Source organism: Chryseobacterium nepalense, from assembly GCF_023195755.1.
Lineage (GTDB): Bacteria > Bacteroidota > Bacteroidia > Flavobacteriales > Weeksellaceae > Chryseobacterium > Chryseobacterium nepalense.
In genome coordinates this window covers 2592610-2612301 of sequence record NZ_CP096203.1, presented here as the reverse complement: position 1 = coordinate 2612301, position 19692 = coordinate 2592610, and the positions used below count along the sequence as shown (strand labels likewise).

At 34.7% G+C, this 19692-nt stretch carries 22 protein-coding genes; all 22 read right to left on the bottom strand.

The features are described 5' to 3' along the window. Positions 1–7: 7 nt before the first annotated feature. The 22 genes from M0D58_RS11550 to M0D58_RS11445 all read right to left on the bottom strand — a co-directional run bounded on the left by M0D58_RS11550 (position 8) and on the right by M0D58_RS11445 (position 19683). Positions 8–811: a DUF4280 and LysM peptidoglycan-binding domain-containing protein gene (locus M0D58_RS11550; protein WP_248389383.1), complete on the bottom strand. Its 804-nt coding sequence runs from the start codon at positions 809–811 to the stop codon at positions 8–10. A 38-nt stretch (positions 812–849) separates the two neighbouring features. Further along, positions 850–1884 (bottom strand): LysM peptidoglycan-binding domain-containing protein, encoded by a 1035-nt coding sequence (locus M0D58_RS11545; RefSeq protein ID WP_248389382.1) that lies wholly within the window; start codon positions 1882–1884, stop codon positions 850–852. Positions 1885–2014: 130 nt separating this feature from the next. Continuing rightward, positions 2015–2683 (bottom strand): DKNYY domain-containing protein, encoded by a 669-nt coding sequence (locus M0D58_RS11540; RefSeq protein WP_248389381.1) that lies wholly within the window; start codon positions 2681–2683, stop codon positions 2015–2017. Beyond that, on the bottom strand, positions 2662–3699 hold the full coding sequence (locus tag M0D58_RS11535; protein WP_248389380.1) for a hypothetical protein: 1038 nt from the start codon (positions 3697–3699) through the stop codon (positions 2662–2664). Before M0D58_RS11535 ends, M0D58_RS11540 begins: the two co-directional genes overlap by 22 nt. Continuing rightward, entirely contained in the window at positions 3686–3856 is a 171-nt protein-coding gene (locus tag M0D58_RS11530) for a hypothetical protein (protein WP_248389379.1), read from the bottom strand. The genes M0D58_RS11535 and M0D58_RS11530 overlap by 14 nt, the downstream gene beginning before the upstream one ends. Positions 3857–3867: 11 nt before the next feature. Beyond that, complete coding sequence (locus M0D58_RS11525) at positions 3868–5763, bottom strand: type VI secretion system Vgr family protein (RefSeq protein WP_248389378.1); 1896 nt, start codon at positions 5761–5763, stop codon at positions 3868–3870. Between the two features lie 50 nt (positions 5764–5813). Further along, on the bottom strand, positions 5814–6203 hold the full coding sequence (tssD, locus tag M0D58_RS11520) for a type VI secretion system tube protein TssD (protein WP_248389376.1): 390 nt from the start codon (positions 6201–6203) through the stop codon (positions 5814–5816). A gap of 84 nt (positions 6204–6287) precedes the next feature. Next, positions 6288–6674: a type VI secretion system tube protein TssD gene (gene tssD, locus M0D58_RS11515; protein ID WP_248389375.1), complete on the bottom strand. Its 387-nt coding sequence runs from the start codon at positions 6672–6674 to the stop codon at positions 6288–6290. 178 nt (positions 6675–6852) lie between these two features. Then, entirely contained in the window at positions 6853–7239 is a 387-nt protein-coding gene (gene tssD / locus M0D58_RS11510) for a type VI secretion system tube protein TssD (RefSeq protein WP_248389373.1), read from the bottom strand. Positions 7240–7656: 417 nt separating this feature from the next. Then, entirely contained in the window at positions 7657–8997 is a 1341-nt protein-coding gene (locus tag M0D58_RS11505) for a DUF5458 family protein (RefSeq protein WP_248394974.1), read from the bottom strand. Between the two features lie 48 nt (positions 8998–9045). Then, complete coding sequence (locus tag M0D58_RS11500) at positions 9046–9495, bottom strand: hypothetical protein (RefSeq protein ID WP_248389371.1); 450 nt, start codon at positions 9493–9495, stop codon at positions 9046–9048. Between the two features lie 62 nt (positions 9496–9557). After that, positions 9558–11375: a hypothetical protein gene (locus tag M0D58_RS11495; RefSeq protein ID WP_248389369.1), complete on the bottom strand. Its 1818-nt coding sequence runs from the start codon at positions 11373–11375 to the stop codon at positions 9558–9560. Positions 11376–11392: 17 nt separating this feature from the next. Next, the gene (locus M0D58_RS11490; protein ID WP_248389367.1) at positions 11393–11821 is read right to left on the bottom strand and encodes a GPW/gp25 family protein; all 429 of its coding nucleotides are present in this window, start codon (positions 11819–11821) and stop codon (positions 11393–11395) included. Positions 11822–11835: 14 nt separating this feature from the next. Continuing rightward, positions 11836–12534: a hypothetical protein gene (locus M0D58_RS11485; RefSeq protein ID WP_248389365.1), complete on the bottom strand. Its 699-nt coding sequence runs from the start codon at positions 12532–12534 to the stop codon at positions 11836–11838. Between the two features lie 24 nt (positions 12535–12558). After that, complete coding sequence (locus M0D58_RS11480) at positions 12559–13104, bottom strand: hypothetical protein (protein ID WP_248389363.1); 546 nt, start codon at positions 13102–13104, stop codon at positions 12559–12561. Between the two features lie 30 nt (positions 13105–13134). Beyond that, entirely contained in the window at positions 13135–13647 is a 513-nt protein-coding gene (tssO, locus tag M0D58_RS11475; protein ID WP_248389361.1) for a type VI secretion system TssO, read from the bottom strand. A gap of 54 nt (positions 13648–13701) precedes the next feature. Continuing rightward, a complete protein-coding gene (locus tag M0D58_RS11470) occupies positions 13702–14862 on the bottom strand; it encodes a hypothetical protein (protein ID WP_248389359.1) in 1161 nt (386 codons plus the stop codon). Between the two features lie 26 nt (positions 14863–14888). After that, positions 14889–15845 (bottom strand): TssN family type VI secretion system protein, encoded by a 957-nt coding sequence (locus M0D58_RS11465; protein ID WP_248389357.1) that lies wholly within the window; start codon positions 15843–15845, stop codon positions 14889–14891. Next, positions 15842–16774 carry a type VI secretion system baseplate subunit TssG gene (locus M0D58_RS11460; protein ID WP_248389355.1) on the bottom strand — a complete coding sequence of 311 codons (933 nt, stop codon included), beginning with the start codon at positions 16772–16774 and terminating at the stop codon, positions 15842–15844. Before M0D58_RS11460 ends, M0D58_RS11465 begins: the two co-directional genes overlap by 4 nt. Continuing rightward, on the bottom strand, positions 16774–17415 hold the full coding sequence (locus M0D58_RS11455) for an NlpC/P60 family protein (protein WP_248389353.1): 642 nt from the start codon (positions 17413–17415) through the stop codon (positions 16774–16776). Before M0D58_RS11455 ends, M0D58_RS11460 begins: the two co-directional genes overlap by 1 nt. Positions 17416–17704: 289 nt before the next feature. Next, positions 17705–18766 (bottom strand): PKD domain-containing protein, encoded by a 1062-nt coding sequence (locus M0D58_RS11450; RefSeq protein WP_248389351.1) that lies wholly within the window; start codon positions 18764–18766, stop codon positions 17705–17707. Positions 18767–18840: 74 nt separating this feature from the next. After that, a complete protein-coding gene (locus tag M0D58_RS11445; protein WP_248389349.1) occupies positions 18841–19683 on the bottom strand; it encodes a thiopeptide-type bacteriocin biosynthesis protein in 843 nt (280 codons plus the stop codon). Positions 19684–19692 lie beyond the last annotated feature (9 nt).

Here is a 19692-nt window from a genome sequence, read left to right as displayed (position 1 = left end):
TTTTAAATTACCACGCCATTCCATAATTACTCCCAAACTCCTCCTGAAATCTCTGAAAATCCATAATAGGATTGTATACATGCTGTTCTTGAGCATCGGCTTTTGCAACCTGGCTTTTCACGGGTTCACTTTGCTGACCATGTTTTAGAATGGTAATTTTTCCTCCGGAGGTACACATCAGCTCGGAGATTTCTGTGACGCAGCTTCTGTCCATCACTTTTACATTTTCATAGATTTTTGTCCATTTCCCTGCCGGTGCATAAACACATGGAAGATACCCTCCGGATGAGGGCTTCAGTTTGCATTGTCCGAAAGGCTGCGCAACAGGATCAAATTGAGTATCGTCTTCGGTTACGGCAAGATAGTCTGGCTGTCCGTGTGCGTCATTCCAATAAAGTTTTTGATGGCTGGTTACTTTGAATTTCGGATATTTAAAACCCTGATTGCACTGACACCTTCCTTTCTGTACAACAAAGTATTTTCCGTCGTGCAATTCGGAACGGCCTATGCTGTTTTGGCTTTCTTGCTTTTTTGAGGTTTCTTCTTTTTGCTGTAAGTCCTGTTTTTTATCCTCGGACAGGATTTTATCACTATAGCCGTTTAATGTATCGGAAGTTTTTTCATCTTCTTTGAGATATTGTGCATCCTCAGGAATCAAAAGCTGCTTTCCCGGAACCAGTTCATAGCCCAATAAGTCTTCCAGAGGACAATGCGTATTGTGAAAACTCCGAAGCGTTTGTGCATCTTTTACAGAAAATCGTTCTGCAACGGATGAAAGGGAATCTCCTGTCTGGATAAGATATTTTTTCATCGGATGTTGTGTTTTTATGATTGATTAAATTTAATAAATTAATTTTTTCTCTGAAGAATTAATTTATGAGTGCTGTATATTTTATCCTTATTTTTCAAAATAATTTTGATTTTTGCTTTTAAAAGCTGCATTGTATGCTTTTCCTTTTCATATTCACAAATTATCTCCCCGGAAACCGGTTCTTCAGAATGTTCGGGAAATTTCCTTCCTCCCAGCAATTCCTGTAAGGTGCAGCCGTCTTTTATATTTCCGCGGAGTATTGTCAGAATATGACCATCTGATTCATCATGGTATTCAGCTTCCATCAAACATGTTACAGGAAATGAATTTTGAATGATGTATAATTTTTCTTCCCAAGATTGGTTTTTATGAAACCATTCCATTTTTGGGAACAGGAACTGATAAAGCAATGTAGAGCGAAATTTTTCAAGCAGGAGTTTTTCATTGTCAAGATAATTCCTGAATTGAGTAATATAAGCCTGAGAAATCTCACCTACAAAAAAATTTTCAGGGTCCTGCAATTTCTTCCTGAATGTTCTTATCATTTCTTTATAATCATAAAATCCGGAAATAGATCCCTGAGCAGGAACAGTAAAAGCGACAGGATAAAGAGCTTTCATGCAGGATATTGAAAGCATGCTTATTTTATCTTCGGGAACTTCATTATTTTTTTTAAACTCAGAACTTTTCGTTTTGATTATAAATCCCTTATTTTCAAGCTTATGAACATTTATTGAAACGACGTAACTTATTATTAAACCTTCTGTTCCCGGTTTTTCAAAATGCTCACTTACTTTGTAATTGTCTGCATAGAAATTTTTGAACAGATAATGCGAAGGACGCATTTCCTGTTTTGAAACAATACTGTTATTTTCTCTCAGTTCTCTGATCTTTTCAGGCGGAGGAATGAGTATTTTACGCACATTGTCAAGATCATGTCCGATAAGCTCATCAAGGCTGCAGTAGGTATTATGATATCGTTTCAATACTTCGGCAGAGACGCCTGTTTCCCGGGCAACAGATTCTAATGTATCTCCTTTCCTGACGTAATAGTTGAGAATGCTAATCTCCATTATTGATGTTGTTAAATAATTTACTTTAGTCGGAGGTCTCGCTCACGTTAAGGCGTTCCCTTCACGAAAGCTTCTGTTTCTGAGCCATTAGCATATAACCAAAACTCCCATATAAATTCTTATGATATCTTTATTTTATGTTACAATCATGAAGTTTGCACCAGCTAAGGATTTGCTTGTTCAAAAAATAGTGTTTTGAAAATTCTTCATAACGCATTACCTTATCTCCAGAATATATATGTTTCTTATCCATACCTATTGAAGCCTGCCATTCAGATTTATTTCTTTGGACATTAACGACTTTGAATGAATTTATATCTGCGTTTAAAACTTCAATTCCTCTCCAATAAATTTTATTGTTTATTTTTAAATATGCCCCTCCTAGTATTTTATATTCCTTTGCTTTTCCAATTTGAAAGAATTGTGGAGTTGGCAAATCATCTCTATATATATATATGTGGTTTCTATCTATGAAATAATTATAAAAAGGATTGCTTAAATAATAAGGATTATTTATTTCTTTTTTTTCCTTTATATTAATTGGAATTAAAGCAAACGATTCAATATCAATACTATTTTTAATTTCTGTTTCAATACCATTAATTTTTACCGTTTTAAAAAAAATGGTGTCATTTTCAACAAAGAAATTTTCCCCTCTTCTTTCTCCCAATAAGAATGGGACTTTAATAAAAATATCATCGTTACGTTTTAGAATAAAATCATTTTTTTCCTGTCCTTTACAAGAAAAAATTAGAATTAGTAACACAAAATAAAATACTACTTTCTTTGGATTTTCCATAATATTGTTTTAGTGGAATCCCACTGTGAAGATTTTCCTGATTTAAACCTATTCAGGCAAGTATTAGCAAAAGTCCAACTGGTTTGTTTTCTAATCCCTTCTGCAATATCACTGAAGTTTCCAGAAGAAGAGGTAATGCCATGTTGGTCATAGATAGCATATTTGGCATCACAAGGATTTGAATTGTCAATTAATAAAAGTAAAGTATGAAACCCATTTGTAACAGTAAAATAAAAAACATGAAATCCTATTTTATTACTAATAATATTTTCAAAATAACCGAATAATTTATTTTTACCTCCTGTATTAAAATTGATGATATCATATTTTACTTTACCATAATTTGCTGAATCTATAATGGATTTTCTTTTTGTATGATCAATAGAATAATCATTAAATTCAAATTGATTTGAAACATAACCATTTGCTTTGATTTTATTTCCTCTGTCTATAGCTGTTAAACCAGAAAAACCAATTCGATTTCTATGTTTATCCGTTCCTCTTTCTACAGAATAAAAATCGGTATAATTTTTTAATAATTCTGATATGCCTCTTTCTGCCGCCTGCATACAATAATTTTCATCATATTCAGGCTCTGTTTCTGCGTCGGCTTTTGGTTTTATATAATGTATCTCATCAATCAATCTTTTTGATTCCGCATTAGAAAACACATCCTTATAATTAACACATTTTACTTTTATAGTGTTAAGTGTTTTCCCTTCTGCTTTTACTGTAATTGTAGTATTTCCTAACTCTTTAGCTGTTATTTTAGTTTTTAAAATCCATTCATTTTCAGCATTCCATTTTGATGTAGACAAAGAAATATTAGAATTATTCAGTTCAAATTCTATTTCTCTTTTTTCATCGTCATTTTTCCCACCTACTTTAAATTTAACCTCTCTCGTTTCATTAAGAGCAATATTATATTCTATAATTTTAGAGCATTCAAAATTTACGGAAGTAGGAAATATTTCTCTTTTAATTGAAGACCAATTACCATAACTAATCCCGCCCATCTGCTTTTATTTTTTTCACAGAGTTGAACTCCAAATTATCTTCAATGGCATCAAAAGTCATTTTTTTTTGAGTTGAAATACCCAAATTTTCTGTCATAACAATATCCTTTTTGGATGTTACTATTTTTATGCTTTTTGCTTGCTTTATAATAGCCATAATATTCTTGGTTAATGATTAGTTCCTTTTTCTCCACTATTCATATGCACAGTTTTTGCACTCTGTATCAAAATATCTTCTTCAGAACTAATGGCTGTTATTTTTTTCGCAAAGATGTCTGAAGTATCAGATTGTCTGGTATAGTCTTTTTGTACTATTTCCGTTCTATTATCTGACATTTCCATTCTATTTCCCGTTGCCGTTTCTATAATGTCATTACCAGCAGTAACCCCAATGTTATTTCCTGCATTTGTAGAAATATTTTGACCCACACTTATAGTCATATTTTCTCCAACATTAATGTTCAGGTTTTTTCCTACCGTAAAATTCATGTCATTCGGTGCATTCACATTAATATTTCCCTTCCCATCCATCAAATAAGTATTTCCACTCGGGTCTTCTATAAAAATGCTTCCTTCAGCATCATTTAAAACAATCTTGGTTCCGCTTCGGGTATGAATAACTTTCTTATCATTTCCTGAAGTATGATAAGAGCTGATTTCACTACCATTATAATGCGTTCCTATCACGAAAGGCTTTTCCGCATTTCCGCCCTCAAAACCAACGAGCACTTCCTCGCCAGTTTCCGGAATAAAATGAAATCCTTTTCCGGATCCTGAGTGAGGCTGTACCATTCTGATCCATGGGGCCTTCTGGTTTTTGTCTTCCTGCCATGGGAACTGTACGCGAATCCTACCCATTCCCATTGGATCATTGTTGTCTAAAACTCTCGCAGGCTGTTCACTACTTCTTGGTACAGCTTCCGTATCTATATAAGGTGCGGCATTAAACAAATCCGGGATCCCCACAAACTCATTATAATAATCATCACCACCTTCATGAATATGTTTAATATCTATGATTCGGTAGGTTTCCATCGCTTTTCCGTTGATATCAGCCAGCCTTGCTCTTCCTCCAATTTTCAGTTCCGGATCTCTACTCTTTCCTTTTACAAGCACCAGATTTTCCCTTCGTTCTTTTTCCCTTAAAATTGCCTCTTCAAGCTCTTTTTCCGAATTCTCACCAATTCCTGTATGACTGAAAAACATTTTCGGTTTTTTTTGAAATATCTTTCCGGATGTATTTACAGCGATTGTCTGAAAAATATTCTCCTTGAATTCAGATTTCAGACTGTTGCTGTCTTTTTTCATCTTTGATCCCCTATAAATATCATAGGCCGTATAGCTAAAATCCTGAGCATCTATTTTCAGATCGAATTCAACACTGATAAGATCAACATTTTCGGCAAGGTCAATAAGAGGCTGTGTAGATGTTCCGAAAATTAATTCCTCTCCATTGTAATAGAAAAATTCACCGTACCTTCTGGCAAGTCTCCGGATGAAATTATAATCTGACTCCGCATATTGTACGGTATATGGCAAGGCGTGTTTGGTATTGGGAAGATCAACTTTTATTTTAACTTCCTGAGGATAATCTTCTGTAACCTGCATGATAATTTCTTCCAGTGTTTTATCTTCAAAACTTTGACAATCTTTTCCGTTTTCCAGTAAGATTCCCGGTGAACTGCCCGTAATGATCAGGTTTCCATATCCTCCCCCTTCATCTTTCATATTTTTAATTCCGGTGATAATTCCTGAAAAAGACTGTCTGATTTTCCCGAAACGCCAGTAAGCGATCCCTACATTTTTTCCAAGAAGGTTTTTAGACTTTTCCATGACATATCCTTCAAAGCTATCTAATGCATCATCCGGGACTGTAATAATAAAATGATCATGATCTGCTGTTTTCTGGTGAAGTTCCACCGAATAGCTGTTTCTGGCTAGAAATTCTTTACCGTCAAGGGTAAGCAGGCAATAGACTATCGGGTTGGAAGGATCCTGAAGCCATTCTTTAAAGGAACGTGAGGTACTGAAGACCAAGCTATTATTAAAATCTGTATTTTCCATATTTGTATTTTGGTTGATGGCGTATACTTTACGCACCAGAATTCATTGCTTTAGTCGCGCCACATTTTTTCGTGAATAGCACCATTTATATTAAACTTTTTTGCAATGAGATGCATTTCTATCTGTAATGGTTCTTCGTTGCCGGCATTGAAGCGTTCAGAAAATTCAATGCAGTATGCTTTTTCAAAAACCAATTCCTGTAGTTTGCTCATTGCATCCCGCCGGTAGAAAATGATTTTCCCGTTTTTTACCTGCTGATGATCCAGCATCCAGTTCAAAAGTTCCGGATTGCCTGTACTTTCGATACGGATCATGATTTCACCACCTTTAGGAATTCCTTTTGGCTTTCCTGTACTATCTACTGGCTGAGTAAACCTGTATTGGCATTCGAGAATAGTATATATATTACCGTCGAGTTCTAATTTTGATAAAAATGACATGATTCTTTGTTTTCAATGGAAATGTAATTAGCATATTATTTTTTTGAAAAAACGGATAATATTGTTGCCCATTCTGACAAACCATTATACCCATTCATTTTCATAGGCACCACTTCCCATTTCTATTTTCCGGGCGGAGATTGTAAATGACTCGGTGAGCGGGTTTTCTCCAACCGAATCAAATTTTTCTTTATGCTTTACGAGATAAGCTTCTGTGAATTTAAGCTCTTTGAGTGTGGCTTCACTGTCTCTTTTGAAGAATACTATTTTTCCGTCTTTTCTTTCGAAAGAATTGGTCATCCATTCAAAAAGTTCCGTAGACCCTGTTCCTTCTACAGTAACATCAACTTTTCCTCCTCTTGTAATGGTAGACGGACGTCCTGTAGCATCAGTTTCCTGGAATAATCCATAATTTACATTCAGAATATTGTACTTTTTTCCGGCTACTTCTAATATTGCTTTAAATGACATAATAATTTTTTTTCGGTTAAGTGTTTTGTTTGATAAGTAAGCTTTGGTTTTTTAAAAGATCATTGGAGGATACCTATTTAAGAATTCCGCAGGTATTTTCTGATTAAAAATCTCTTTTATGAAAAATACAGAAGCTATATTTTTAGTTTGAAATAATTCATTTTGAATGTAAAGAAGGTTAAACCCATTCATTTACATGTTTGGCATTACCCAATTCAATTTCTTTTGCTGAAAGCACGAAAGTTTCAGTAAGCGGATTCTCTCCTGAGGCATCAAAATTTTCAGTGTATTTCACAATATAAGCTTCCTTGAATTTAAGCTCTTTCAATGTAGCATCACTATCTCTTTTAATGAATTTAACACTTCCATCTTTTCTTTCAAAAGAATTGGTCATCCATTCAAAAAGATCAGTTGCACCGGTTCCTTCTACGGTTAAATGGATTTTCCCTCCTCGGGCTACCGAAGACGGCCTCCCCGTTTTGTCGGTTTCCTGTAACATGCCGAACTCTACTGATAAAACATTACGCTTTGTTCCGGCGTATTCTAAAATGGTTTTAAATGACATAATATATTTTAAGTTTAAATAATAATATTACCAATAATGGAATATATTCATGCGTTCTTCAGCTTGACTTATCGGCGCAGAATACTGTTCAAAAGTAAAATTAATTTTAATAAAACCAAAAAATATTTATAAAATATTGCAGTATTTTTTATTATGTTAATAATAATATGTTTAAAAATATAAAAATAATTAATAAAATAACATATTTTTATAAATAATCAATTATTCACATCAATCTGTAAAATATAAAGTGTTTTTAGGATAAAACAATTTTAAATTTATATCTACATCAATAGAAAAGCACAGAAGCAAAATGCTCCTGTGCCAAAAAAACACAAATTACGAAAAAGACAGGAGGAATTGCTCACACCCTTACTTATTCACTCCTGCTGCACCATGTCACGGTGCTATTTCCGTTTATTTTTGCTCATATTCCGTATTCCATTCATTACCATCATCTCCTTTATGACCATCCATCTTAATAAGGAAATTTTTTGCCGGGAAATAAGGCTTCATATGAATATCCAGGTGAATTCGGTCTTTTTGTACCGGATCCTGTTCGAATTTTCTGATTTCGAAGTTTTCTATAAGCTTACCGGGACCTGTAATAGCATCTAAAAAGCGTACAATCTGATTCATGATTTCTTTTCTGGTTACAGCAGTAAAATTCTCAAAAGCTCTCCTGTTAAGAAAATCCATCAGGACTTTAGTTACATAATCAAATACCCTGACTACGGAATAGGTTTGCAGCCCAAGATTATCTCCGTTGAATAGTGTTTTTCCGGAGAATGCCATTACTTTCCCATATTCATTAACCATAGGGATCAATCCCATATTTTCAAGGTTGGCGATCTCACTTTTTTTTAGGTCAAACTTTACTCCGTCCACTTCATTAATCCCTCCGAATTTTTTGCCTGCAGTTACCTGCGACATTAATGTTTTATATACCTTTCCGGCCAAAGCTCCTGACGGAGGCACAAATAAATCTTCCTGCTCACTAATTTCTTCAAAACGGCCTCTTCCTACCAGCCAGTTGCAGGTCATTAAAATATTTGAGCGGTAGATTTCACCACCGGTAAGATAAGCCTGATCAAACATTTCCATCACATCATCCGGCTCATCAAGATGTTCAAAATCCGTTATGAGTATCACCTTATTTTCATGAGCAATCTTCGCCCATTTTTCTACAACGATATTGGATCCCAAATATCCCGGAATTACCAGAATACCATAGTTGTTCCTGAGGTCAAGCCTGTCATAATTATCAGAAAGCTCCGCATGGATTGTATCAATAAAACGGGTATTGTCTAGGTCCTTCAACTGTTCCAGCGTAGCATTTACTACTGTAATATTTCTTACTTTTTCAGACTCGGTATTTTTATAGAATAAGGCGATTGTTCTATAGTTGGCTTCCAGTTCCCGGGTTGCTTCCACTGCCCTGAAAAGATTTTTTGCCAACAGTTCTTCTGCAGACTTTCTTTGAGCATCACAGTGGGACACCATATCGGCAACAGAATTATTCTTTCCGATTATAATAGTCCAGAGCTCCAATGTCTTTTTAAGTATCTCTCTTTCTTTTTCTTTACTTTTTTCGGTAAGAAAAATTTTTCTTCTCGCTTTACGATCCGGATTTATATTCTGAATATTTTCAATAGAGGTTTCCAGCAAGTCGAATCCTCCGTAGCGTGCCAACTTTTCCAATAACTTATCCGCAGAAGCATGTCCTGCTATTTTCTGCTCCAGTACGGGAGCTTCCATTGGTTGCAATTCTTGTTGTTTTTGTGACATCGTTTTGTGTTTTTAAGATTATTTATTTTCTTCAAGTTCTTTGATGAGCAACAGCAGCGTATCGTGCAATGCTTTCTTTGCATCGGGATCTTCAAGGGCCGCTTTCAGGATTTTGTTTGTTTTAAGCTGCTTCACAATTTTCTGATATTGGTCTTTTTCCGTTTCCAATACATTGAGAAAATTACTTTGTGCGGTAATTCCTTTGGTTCCGAAGTCTCCAAGATTGCTGAATTGCAGAGATTCCATTTGGGTAGCACCTTCTGCATTTTCAAAATCAACTTTAATTTCGGGTTTAAAATGTTCAAAGACTTTTTCTACCGTAGTTAGTCCTTCTACGAGCTCCGGTTTTACCGGGTCTTCTGCTGTAAGTTTCTGTGCGAAAAGGGTTCTGTTTTGCGGGATTTCCACAATCGCTTCATTTGCATCAAATGGTACTTCATTACCACCGATTCCTTTGTTTGATAACATACTATATTGTGTTTAAATTATTCGATATCTTTAATTTTATATTAAGTTGTAATGATTCTCACCTATTTTTCAAATAAGCGGTAAGGATAAATATTTGCGGATGCATTTTTTAGGTTCAGCAAAAAACTATCGCACAGATATTCCCATTCTTCTTTACGGATATTTTCTTTATTTCGGACAAGAAAGACGTCAATAGTTCTGCTGAAGCCTCCTTTCAATGAAACTTCTTTCTGTGTACCTTTCCTAACTTCAACATCTTTGATAAGCTGCCTGAAATGATTCATTGCAAAAGCCCTGATATCTGCTACCGTAACAATGCGACCTCTTGTCAGTAAAGCATTTCTGTATTCCAATATTTTCTCCTGCGGAGAAAGCTTCTTTTTCCCGCCCACTGAAGTACGGATAGCCAAGGCAGAATTTTCAAACAATCCGTTTTCCGGACCTACTGCTGTGAGCCGGGTCATCTGCTTTACATCATTTCCATCCTGTGCAGCGGTAGACCAGTAAGAGATTTTGCACTGTACATCTGTTTCCGGATCTCCGGAAGAAATAATCAGGTATGGACTGTTGGCCTGAACAAAGTTTTTTTCTTTTGCAAGCTGATGAAGTGATGCCATATTCTGATTAATCTGCCTGAGAATATCATTGACGGAATTGGAACCTATACTTGCAAACGCAGCCGTTTCGTCTTTGATCAGTTCTAATAAATACTGTAGTAATTCCGACGCGCTCCTGCGGTCGAAACGGGAAACACCTCCCCGCCTCAAAACGGCTATTGGTTCTTCATTTTCAGATTCATAATTTTTAATATCTAATCTTTTTCCATACTCGTCCGACACATCATCAAGTTCCAGAAATTGCTCTGCATCATCGATTGGAATGATATTCAGCCTGCTTTTTATTCTACGGGTGATGTTTTGATTCCTGATATTAATAAAAGGAACACAGTTTAATGCAAAACGGACATTTTGTAAAATCTCAGGAACAATTGCTTCCGAAAATTTAAACTTAAGCCAAAAAATATCTTGTTCAGCCGCTATCTCATTTTCCGGAAAGTGTTTAAAAAACAGCTCTTCTTTTTCCGGTTTCTCAGAAAAAGACAACCTCGCTTTCAGCGTAAAGAAATATGGTTTATAAAACCGGTTGATTTCATTATAAATATATTCCAGGTCGGAATAATTTTTAGTAATAATCTGTTCTGGATTCAGGCTGTCATTTTCTATATTATAGCCTTCATTTAAATGATACTCTCTATTTCCAAAAAAAACTTTTACCTGCTTCAGATAATAATAAAAGATCTCTTTCTGGAAGCTATTACTACTATCAATAAAAAGCACCAAGTCCTCAAGATCTTCTCTCAGATGAGAGTGTATTCCCAGCCATAATTCACCTGAGGGAAGATGTTCTTCTGCCTTTCCGATAATTTCATCAGAAAAAAAGTCTTCAATGTGCATCATTACATTATCATAAGCAAGATATTTTACTTTTGCAGCAAACAATTTTGTTTCTATCGAAGGACTGAAATACAAGTCTTTAACAGTACTTTCGGATGGATTGTAAATATTCTGTTTTCGAATTGTAGTTTTAAAACTACTATAGTACGAAATAAAGGTATTGTTTTCCAGAGGGCTCACCTGAAGCAGGGTTCGTGCCGGTACTACACCGGAAACCTGTTCGGGGAACATTACTTCCAAAACCCTTTCTATAATTCTGGAACGGGAATTTTCAAGCTCAGAGCCCAGTTTTTCAAGTTCTGCGGCACAGGCAGATAACAATAAGCTTACAACGGGATCGAAGGAACTTTCCGACTCCAACTCACTGTATCCCCACAACTTTGAAGCCTTTCTTAATATCCTGTCTATAATTCTTTCCTGATTCATGTATATTTAATTCCGTATTAATATGAAAGTGGTCCCACAAAAAAACAACTACTGAACACAAATGAACGGTCAGTCTCTGCAATGAGCCCTTTAATGGCAAATGACACTCTTTTTTTCATTCTTCTTTTTACTGAATTTCCAAGATTATGGTCACTTACATAAACCTCAACATTTTCAAGTTCCAGCCTTTTCTCATGTTTTATAATTGATTTCTTTAGAGTCTCAGAAATTAATTCTTTGAGGCTGTTGTCGCTCTTCAGGAGATCAAAATCTATTTCCCATATTTCCGAGCCATAGGTTTCATCAAATTTACATTCTCCCAATGCCGTGGTTGCCAGCAGAAAGAGATGTTGCCGCAGTGATGTTTCCAAAGAAATTTTATCGACCTCTTTTTTGCCGGTAAGTCTTTCAAAATCAATTGGTATGTTGTAGTAAATATCTTTCATTGCCGTGTTAAATTTTACAGATAAATAATTTTTTTAATACTTCCTTTATTATTGTATTCGAAATTCATCGGAACCTGCTTTCTTTTGATAATCCTGAGTTCTACTTTGGGAGTAAGTTTCAGAAATTTTTCACGGTAAAGAATATCTCCGATAAAGCTCTTTCCCTGATCATTATCTACAACAATAAAATATTTCTCAACATGTTCCGGTTTTATAAAATTGCTGATATCTCCTGCATAAATTACCATCTTATCCCCGCTTCTTTCCAGCTGGTAAAACAGCATATCGTGAGATAATTTTCTGTATGCTGAAATATCGAATGTTTCAATGCTGTCCTGTTTCGGCTCAAACGGAATATTTTCGTAGAGATAAGACGCTTTATCAAACTTTTTAAATCCGAAGAATGACAACCAACTTTTTTTATTTTTGGTTTTAACAAATCTCAATATATCTCTTGTTACCTGATAAGATCGTATTTCTTCTGTCTTGTCATCGGTCACAATTAGTTTATACGTGGGAACTTCAATTTCATTTCCATTAATCTGCAAAATTATAGTCCCCGCCTCCTGATCAGATATCGTAAGACTAATCGTATATTTCCTGAGTGCAGAATCCGTTCTTATGATTATTTCTTCTTTTCCCTTTCTATTAAAAGGAAAATCAGGATCTTTTGACATTCCTAAATTCAGATTTAATTCAGGCAGCGGACTCATTTTATACGATTTTATTTTACTCTCTTATTTATGGATTTCACCTTTTCTAATCTTATATGCTGAAAGGCAATTAATGTAATGGAGAATATCCTGCCTATGCACTTCGTTCAGATATATCTCATAATTTTTTTTATACGTGTAAATTTGTAATTGTGTTATTTCATTTTCTTTAAATTTTTTAAGTTCTTTTTTACTTAACTGTCTTGCGAAAAGCGACTCACAGTTGATCGGAAATTCATTTTTCAGGACAGTAACTTCGCCTGTTTTAAAATAAACGTCAACATTTTTATCATTATTAATGCAGATATCTTCTCCAAGCAACTTCAGATAGAGATATATTTTATTTTTCCTTTTTCCCAGCTGAAATGAAGCGTACATTTGCTCTTCATTATCTATTCTCAGGCTTATTGCCGGAACACTTGCAAAAAAACGGTGATCCAGCTTTTGCTTAGTCTGGATAATTCCACAATCAAAATGAGCAAATTGTGCAGAATCAAATGGTTTATTCTGAGCATAAAACTTATGCTCAAAAAAGAATATACCACAAAAAATTATACAGAATCTTAACATTTCGATTATATATTTAATACAACACTTTTATCACTGAACCTGATAAAGCTGTCTGCAGACATCAAGATCGGTTTTCATTTTATCATATTCTTCTTTCAGTGCTTTGTTTATTGTGTTTAAACTGTCCATCAGTTCCTGATTGCCTGAAAGCTGTTTGATTTGTTTCTTAGCATCAATCAGGTCTTTGTAGGTCATGATGGTGTTGTTGTACATGTTCTTGTTTTTCAGGGTATCTTTCGGGAGTTGTTTGTACATGTCCGCAAGAATGGAAAGCGCCAACTTTTCATTAAAAAAATCATTCTGCCCCGGCATTCCCATAGAATCTACAGCCACTTTTACTTTTTCCAGCTGAAATGAAAATTTATTCTGTGTTTCCATTTCTTTTTTCATTCGTATGTTTTCAGCTTTGAGAAGGCTGTTTTCTTTAAACGGAAAATAAGTATTGAAAAAAACAGCTACTACAATAAGTGTGGATGTAAGCAGGAAAAACAATATAAAAAACCAATAAGCGGTTCTCCGCTGATTTTTATTTAAAACTTCCATGAATGATATTTAATTTTAGAAATATAATTTTTAGCTTCATTTATCGTCTTATAATCATTCTGCCAGGAAGGTACGGCTTCTTTTGGCATGGATAATTGTATCCTTTTCATCGGTACTTTCCGATACGAAAATGCTTCCATCACGTTTTTTCCCGATGTAATCAAGTCTGCTTAAAATGGAGAAAAGATTTTCAAGTGTTTTCATAAAACGGGTAATCTTTACAATCATTCTGTCCATCTGATTATGGTTATAATCAAGATTAATAACATCCGAAAATATGATTTCAAAATCTCCCTGGCTAACGTTGCACCATTCTGCAAAATAATTCAGAAGTTCTTCTTTTCCTGCTCCGGAACGGGCATCAATAAAGTTTTTAAGAATTCTTGCCAGAATCACAACCGAAAGAAGCATGTTGACCGGAGCAGAATGCGGCACCATCCATCTGAAGCGGTTGATTTCAATGCCTAAATAATTTAAAGTTTTATCAGACATAAGTTCCATCATCACCGCCAGGCTGTTTGACTGTTTTTTTGCATATATTTTTTGGGAAATCTGCGTAGAATACAGTTCAATCTGTCCATAAAACCGATCAATTTCAGTATGTAGATCCTGAAGCCTGTGATGTCCGGCGATAGTGACGGAAGGAGGAATATAATTTTCATCAATTTTAGATTCTCCTGCGTTTACCAGAATCTTTCCTATGGTCAGATAATTACTTCCAAAACCCATATTCCTTTTTAGTTCGTCTTCTGAGATTAAATTAAGTGAATATTCAGGATGAGTATAAGGATATCTTGGCGGATTTTCTTGTGGATCCGGCTCTCCGTAAGGCGTTCTTTTGAATGGATTTACTGAAATACAAGCCAGTAAGACCGCATTTTCATTTTCTTTCAGCTCACGCACTGCTTCGGGATAGGGAATGGATAAAGCGATGTTTTCGTAATCACCTCCCCCAATTTCTATTCTTGAGCCATTAGGTGTTATGGCGTGGCACTCTTCCACCTGTATACGCAGAAGTTTATGATTATCAATAATAAGATGAATCTTAATAGAATTTTTTACCGGCAGGAGACCATAATTGATCATTGAAGTATGCACTCCAATTGCATCACGCACCGAATCGCTTACAAAATCCTGCATATCAATAAAATGAGTTTTATTGATCTTCATTCCGTCGATCCAATTTACCGGAAAGTGAGTTAATTTTTCTATCATTTGTGTTAATCTTTATTGTAATGGTTTTATTGATATTCCCTTTCTTTTTCCTGATTATATTCAAAGTCTGTTTTACCGGCTTCTTTATTTTTACCTAAAACCTGCTCTGTTCTTATACAAAACACCACGCTGTTTTCTTCAATGCCATTCATGTAAAGGGTGAGATTGGGATCAATATATTTAGTAGACTCGTACCATTTGGGCTGTAGAAAGAATACCCAGCTGAAAAGTCCGTTTTCGTCTTCCACCTGAATCTGATCTTCCGGATGTCTCTGGTTGTAATCTACTGTAAAGTTGTAAAAAAGCCTTCCGAAATCAAGTCTTGTTGGTCCTTTAGCTCTGTATACGCTGTATTTTCTGGCAGTTTTATCTTTATCCATCACATAAGTGAAGACAACCATATCCCGCCATTCATCATCAGATAGACCAATGGTCTCTTTATAATTTTCCGGAAACTGCCATGTTAGGTAGACTTTGGGAGGAATACTTATGATCCGGTTAAATGTATCATTTAAGAAGGTTGGAATAAAAAATACAATAAAATGTCCCAGCATCAGATAAACGAGATCTGTTCCGTTAAAAAATGAGTAAATCAACATAAAGGGAACGGAGGCATATAAAACCGAAAGTAAAGTAAAAAGATATTCGTTACCGGATTTTCTGAATTCAAATTTATCAAAATATGCACGATAGGCATAACAATGAATGATCCCTATAATTAAAGAACACAGTTGATAGAAGACAAATTCATAGAGATTATTTCCTTGGAATAGCCTATTATAACCTAAAAGCGCAATGATTGCGTAAGCAAAAGCAAATGAAAAAAGATAGATGTAGAATTTGGCCCGGTATTTTTGTTTGAAATCTTTTGTTTTTTGAGAAAAAATCATCGTGAGGATGATACATAAAGCAATTCCTACCAACAAAATGACAAAGAGTTGGGGATCTAATAAATTAACAATATGCTTTTTTATCTTAATCATATACAGGTATTGTATCCTAAAATAGCTTCGGTCTGCCGACTCATATCAAATTTTTCTTCATTTTCCTGAAGAAGAATTATTGTAGTAATTTCTATTTCGAGCGGAAAAAAATATTCGCAGAACATATCAACAAATTTTTTCTTTTTTCCTGTATGGATAAAGTCTGTGAATGTCGACTTTTTCAAAGGACCAATTTTAATATCGATATGTCTGGAATAATCATCATATTGAGTTCCTGTAATAGAATCCAGTCCGAGACGGGTCTCACCCAACAAAGTTGTTTTGCTGTCGTCAGCATATTTTTGATATCCGCGTTCATTTACTGTTACTTCTTCTTCAAGCAATATCGAAAGAATGTGGCAAGCCTGAGATATATTGCCGACTATTTTATAGGCGAAGGGAAGGAGCCTGATGAATTTTGAGATTAGCAGTGGCAGAAAGTCCCTGCTCATATTCCAGAATGTATAAAACAGATCGGGAGCTTTGTTTCCGTTGAGTGCAGACAGGAAGGAACTCTCAAAATCTTCTATTTCTACACCGAATTCAAACATTTCATTTTCAAAAGGCTGAAAAAACTTCCTGGCCTCTTTTTGCTGTTTTTTTTGATCATAATATTCCCGAATCATCACATCCACATCTTTTCCTGAAGTATCATTCTGAGAGTTATGGAAAATTCCCTGCGGCAGTGTATCGTACATGCTGTCCCTGGAAAGATTCAATACGAGCTGCGCTTTTTCATCATCGGAATCAGCTACTTTTGCATCAAGCACATCGAAGCGATAAGCCCTCGAAAATTGGCCTTCTTTAAGAATAGTATAGTCTTCGGCTTTGAGATCTTCGCTTTGTATAAGATCATTGATAATGACTTCTGCTCGGATATCCTGAGGAAAGGACGTAATTAGAGAGGCAATATGTTGTAAGTGATTCATTATTTCTTGTCTTTTAATCTTCCTGCAGCTACAAAACGCAGCTGAAAATATTCATCATTGAAATTATAGATATTAAGACCTTTAGAGGTACACGCCAGAATACGGTCATTATGAAGATACAGCCCTACATCAGAAATAGGATGGGATTTATCATACCGAAAAAAAATGATATCACCCTCTTTCAGGAACATTCTTCCTGTAAAAAGCTGTAACATTTTTGAACGAAAAATACCATCCGGTGTTTTAGGAAAGGTTTCTTCGTATACTTCACTGAACAACGCCTGTATAAGATAGGAAGCATCAACTGCCTTTTGTTTTTCAAGAGACTGTTTTTTATAGGGCGTTCCCAGCCATTCATCAATATAGGAATAAAGCCTGTAATCTGTGATTTCCCTAGGCATTACTTCCATAATAATTGAATATTTTTCCTTAATTTTCAATACGTCATCATCTAAAATCTGAGAATTATTACCTTCTATAGAATGCGGGGATCCAATGTCATTTGCCAAATTCCGGCTTTTGTGAGAATATTGATCTGAATAATAATAAGGGATTTCTGTAATGTATTTCTTGCCGCTACATGAAAGTATAGCGATATATATAAACAGATATAGAGTAATATGAAATACATCTTTTCTCATCGTGTTTTAATAAAATTTGTGTTTATTCTGTTACTGTATTTTTTACAATAATGATAGAACTTAAAGTATCAAATATATCAATTTATTATGAAATAATTAATAATTACAATTCAAATTAAAATAATTTAAAATAAAATGACTCAATAATTAAATAGTTAACAATTAATTTCGGTTTTGCTTTTTGTAATATTTAATTATCGTGTAATTTTTTTTAATCAATTTTAAATTACATTGCATTTTTAATAATCACATTTGTCCTTTTAAGGCTGGAAAATTTGTTTTCTATAAGTCATTCTTCCATCCATAACATCCATTTTTTTACTTTATAATGAATACTGATACTCTGAATACAGTTTTTAGTATTTTTATTCATCCTGAGAGCGGTAATTTTAATTTTTTTACCGGCAATTTCCTGACAAAGCTGATCGAATGGTATCAGTTTTTTTTCGTTCACAACAACAGGAATATCATATCTTTTACACATGAAATCTTTAAAGTCGTCCTTGGTTTTGGTTTGTGCCGCAACCTGCCCAACCATAATCCGAAATTGTTCATTGGAAATTTCCGGAGCTTTCTTCGCAGCAATGCCTGAGTCTTTTTGGGGTTTCATTTTCGGAGACACGGGAATATATTGCAACATATCTACAAGAGGATCTTTCTGAGCTTCCCCGGGAGGTAAAGAAAACGCGGAGTGAGGTTTTTCAAATTTATAGGATTTAATATTTACCTTTTGTTTTGCCCGAATCACTTTAGGAGCAACATATATTGTTTTTACTGCAGTATGCTCTACGTCTCCATTAACGATAAGGGTAATTTTTTTATCACCTGTCGTTTTGAACCTATAAACGGGCGCTTTTTCTAAAGCATCTGTTGATCCGGTTTCCCCAAAACTCCATTCCCAAGATTCGGCGGCTTCTTTTTCAGCATTAAAATAGACCGGCTCGCTCACGGTTGTCACATTCGGAGCTATGATAATGGGAAGATAGCCATTTTGCTGACTAATACTGGTAATAGTCACCGGTTTTTCGTGTATACAGTTGCCGTTGATTTTTAATTTTACAATAAATTCTCCCGGCTTTTTGTAGTAATGAAGAGTTCGCTGCCGGCGATCAGCCGGTGTGTTGTCCCCAAAATCCCACTCCCAGGATATAGCTCCCTTAGTGTTATCATTAAATTCAACTACTTTGTTGACGATATACTCATCTGCATGAATATAGAAGTTAGCATTTTCACAATCGATGTGGCGGAAATACTGATAAACCAGGAAAACAAGACTGAGTAAGAAAATGATTCCAAAGCTTAGATAGATTCTCGGATCAATATTCGGAAGAAAACTGGTTCTTTTTTTCATTTTATATCATTCGTGTGGGTTACAAATGTATTTATGTTTTCGGGTTTAAACAAATTTTATTTTCCTTTTAAAATTTATGCCTTCATCCAAACCTGTGATTTATAAAACCTCATCATATAATCATAAATTATCATTTCAAACAGCCTTTGTTGCGAAACAAAAAGCCTGTTGATATTCATATGAAATATGCTTTGAAAGAATTCCCGTAAGGGCATTTCTAAAGATTGATCTGCATAATAGCGAGCAATAGAATCTACAGCAACATCACTTTTTTCAATAAGGGTAGTAACTTTATTTCTTTCATCTGAAAATTCATCGGCCTGAAGAAATTCTATATATTTTGATTTAAACTTCCTGTATTTCTTATCTATGCTGGAATTCAGCTTTTTATCTGCATTAAATTCAGCTTTAAAAGCGGCGTTAAAATCATTAATCCAAATAAGTCTTTCCCAAATAGAAAGTCCGATTTTGTTCAACAGTTCATCAATATAAAAAATACTTATTATAATTTTTTCCTCATCATCATAGTGAAGGCATTGCAGCGTAAATTCGCTGTTTTTATGGAAGAATGACTCTGCTTCTTCTATGGTGTTTTTACCATAACGTTCAATTTCACGATTATAGGTATCAATCTGAATATTTGAAATTTCTCCGCTGTCGATAAATTGCTCAAATAACTGATTAATTTTTTCAAGCATTTCATTGTAAAAAATGACATTATTCAACAGCAACCTTACTCTCAAATGCGGTTTAGGATCGTTATAGCGAATAAAAAACCATTTTGAAATATATTCTTTTTGCTGAAAATATTCTACAAGAGGCTGTATTTCTTCCTCCAAAATAAGATCAGCTGTTTTCACTCCTGTACAGATTTTCAGGTAAAGCCATTCGCTTCCGGGAGGGAATTTTCTTTTCATCGTTTAAAT

Excerpts from the sequence above, each read along its gene's own strand:
- tssO (WP_248389361.1), bottom strand. The coding sequence starts at position 13,647 with ATGGAAGTTTTAAATAAAAATCAGCGGAGAACCGCTTATTGGTTTTTT.
- tssD (WP_248389375.1), bottom strand. The coding sequence starts at position 6,674 with ATGTCATTTAAAGCAATATTAGAAGTAGCCGGAAAAAAGTACAATATT.
- tssD (WP_248389373.1), bottom strand. The coding sequence starts at position 7,239 with ATGTCATTTAAAACCATTTTAGAATACGCCGGAACAAAGCGTAATGTT.
- M0D58_RS11550 (WP_248389383.1), bottom strand. The coding sequence starts at position 811 with ATGAAAAAATATCTTATCCAGACAGGAGATTCCCTTTCATCCGTTGCA.
- M0D58_RS11525 (WP_248389378.1), bottom strand. The coding sequence starts at position 5,763 with ATGGAAAATACAGATTTTAATAATAGCTTGGTCTTCAGTACCTCACGT.
- M0D58_RS11485 (WP_248389365.1), bottom strand. The coding sequence starts at position 12,534 with ATGAGTCCGCTGCCTGAATTAAATCTGAATTTAGGAATGTCAAAAGAT.
- tssD (WP_248389376.1), bottom strand. The coding sequence starts at position 6,203 with ATGTCATTTTTATCAAAATTAGAACTCGACGGTAATATATATACTATT.
- M0D58_RS11545 (WP_248389382.1), bottom strand. The coding sequence starts at position 1,884 with ATGGAGATTAGCATTCTCAACTATTACGTCAGGAAAGGAGATACATTA.
- M0D58_RS11490 (WP_248389367.1), bottom strand. The coding sequence starts at position 11,821 with ATGAAAGATATTTACTACAACATACCAATTGATTTTGAAAGACTTACC.
- M0D58_RS11450 (WP_248389351.1), bottom strand. The coding sequence starts at position 18,766 with ATGAAAAAAAGAACCAGTTTTCTTCCGAATATTGATCCGAGAATCTAT.
- M0D58_RS11460 (WP_248389355.1), bottom strand. The coding sequence starts at position 16,774 with ATGAATCACTTACAACATATTGCCTCTCTAATTACGTCCTTTCCTCAG.
- M0D58_RS11500 (WP_248389371.1), bottom strand. The coding sequence starts at position 9,495 with ATGTTATCAAACAAAGGAATCGGTGGTAATGAAGTACCATTTGATGCA.
- M0D58_RS11455 (WP_248389353.1), bottom strand. The coding sequence starts at position 17,415 with ATGAGAAAAGATGTATTTCATATTACTCTATATCTGTTTATATATATC.
- M0D58_RS11495 (WP_248389369.1), bottom strand. The coding sequence starts at position 11,375 with ATGAATCAGGAAAGAATTATAGACAGGATATTAAGAAAGGCTTCAAAG.
- M0D58_RS11470 (WP_248389359.1), bottom strand. The coding sequence starts at position 14,862 with ATGATAGAAAAATTAACTCACTTTCCGGTAAATTGGATCGACGGAATG.
- M0D58_RS11505 (WP_248394974.1), bottom strand. The coding sequence starts at position 8,997 with ATGGAAGCTCCCGTACTGGAGCAGAAAATAGCAGGACATGCTTCTGCG.
- M0D58_RS11465 (WP_248389357.1), bottom strand. The coding sequence starts at position 15,845 with ATGATTAAGATAAAAAAGCATATTGTTAATTTATTAGATCCCCAACTC.
- M0D58_RS11445 (WP_248389349.1), bottom strand. The coding sequence starts at position 19,683 with ATGAAAAGAAAATTCCCTCCCGGAAGCGAATGGCTTTACCTGAAAATC.
- M0D58_RS11540 (WP_248389381.1), bottom strand. The coding sequence starts at position 2,683 with ATGGAAAATCCAAAGAAAGTAGTATTTTATTTTGTGTTACTAATTCTA.
- M0D58_RS11535 (WP_248389380.1), bottom strand. The coding sequence starts at position 3,699 with ATGGGCGGGATTAGTTATGGTAATTGGTCTTCAATTAAAAGAGAAATA.
- M0D58_RS11530 (WP_248389379.1), bottom strand. The coding sequence starts at position 3,856 with ATGGCTATTATAAAGCAAGCAAAAAGCATAAAAATAGTAACATCCAAA.
- M0D58_RS11480 (WP_248389363.1), bottom strand. The coding sequence starts at position 13,104 with ATGTTAAGATTCTGTATAATTTTTTGTGGTATATTCTTTTTTGAGCAT.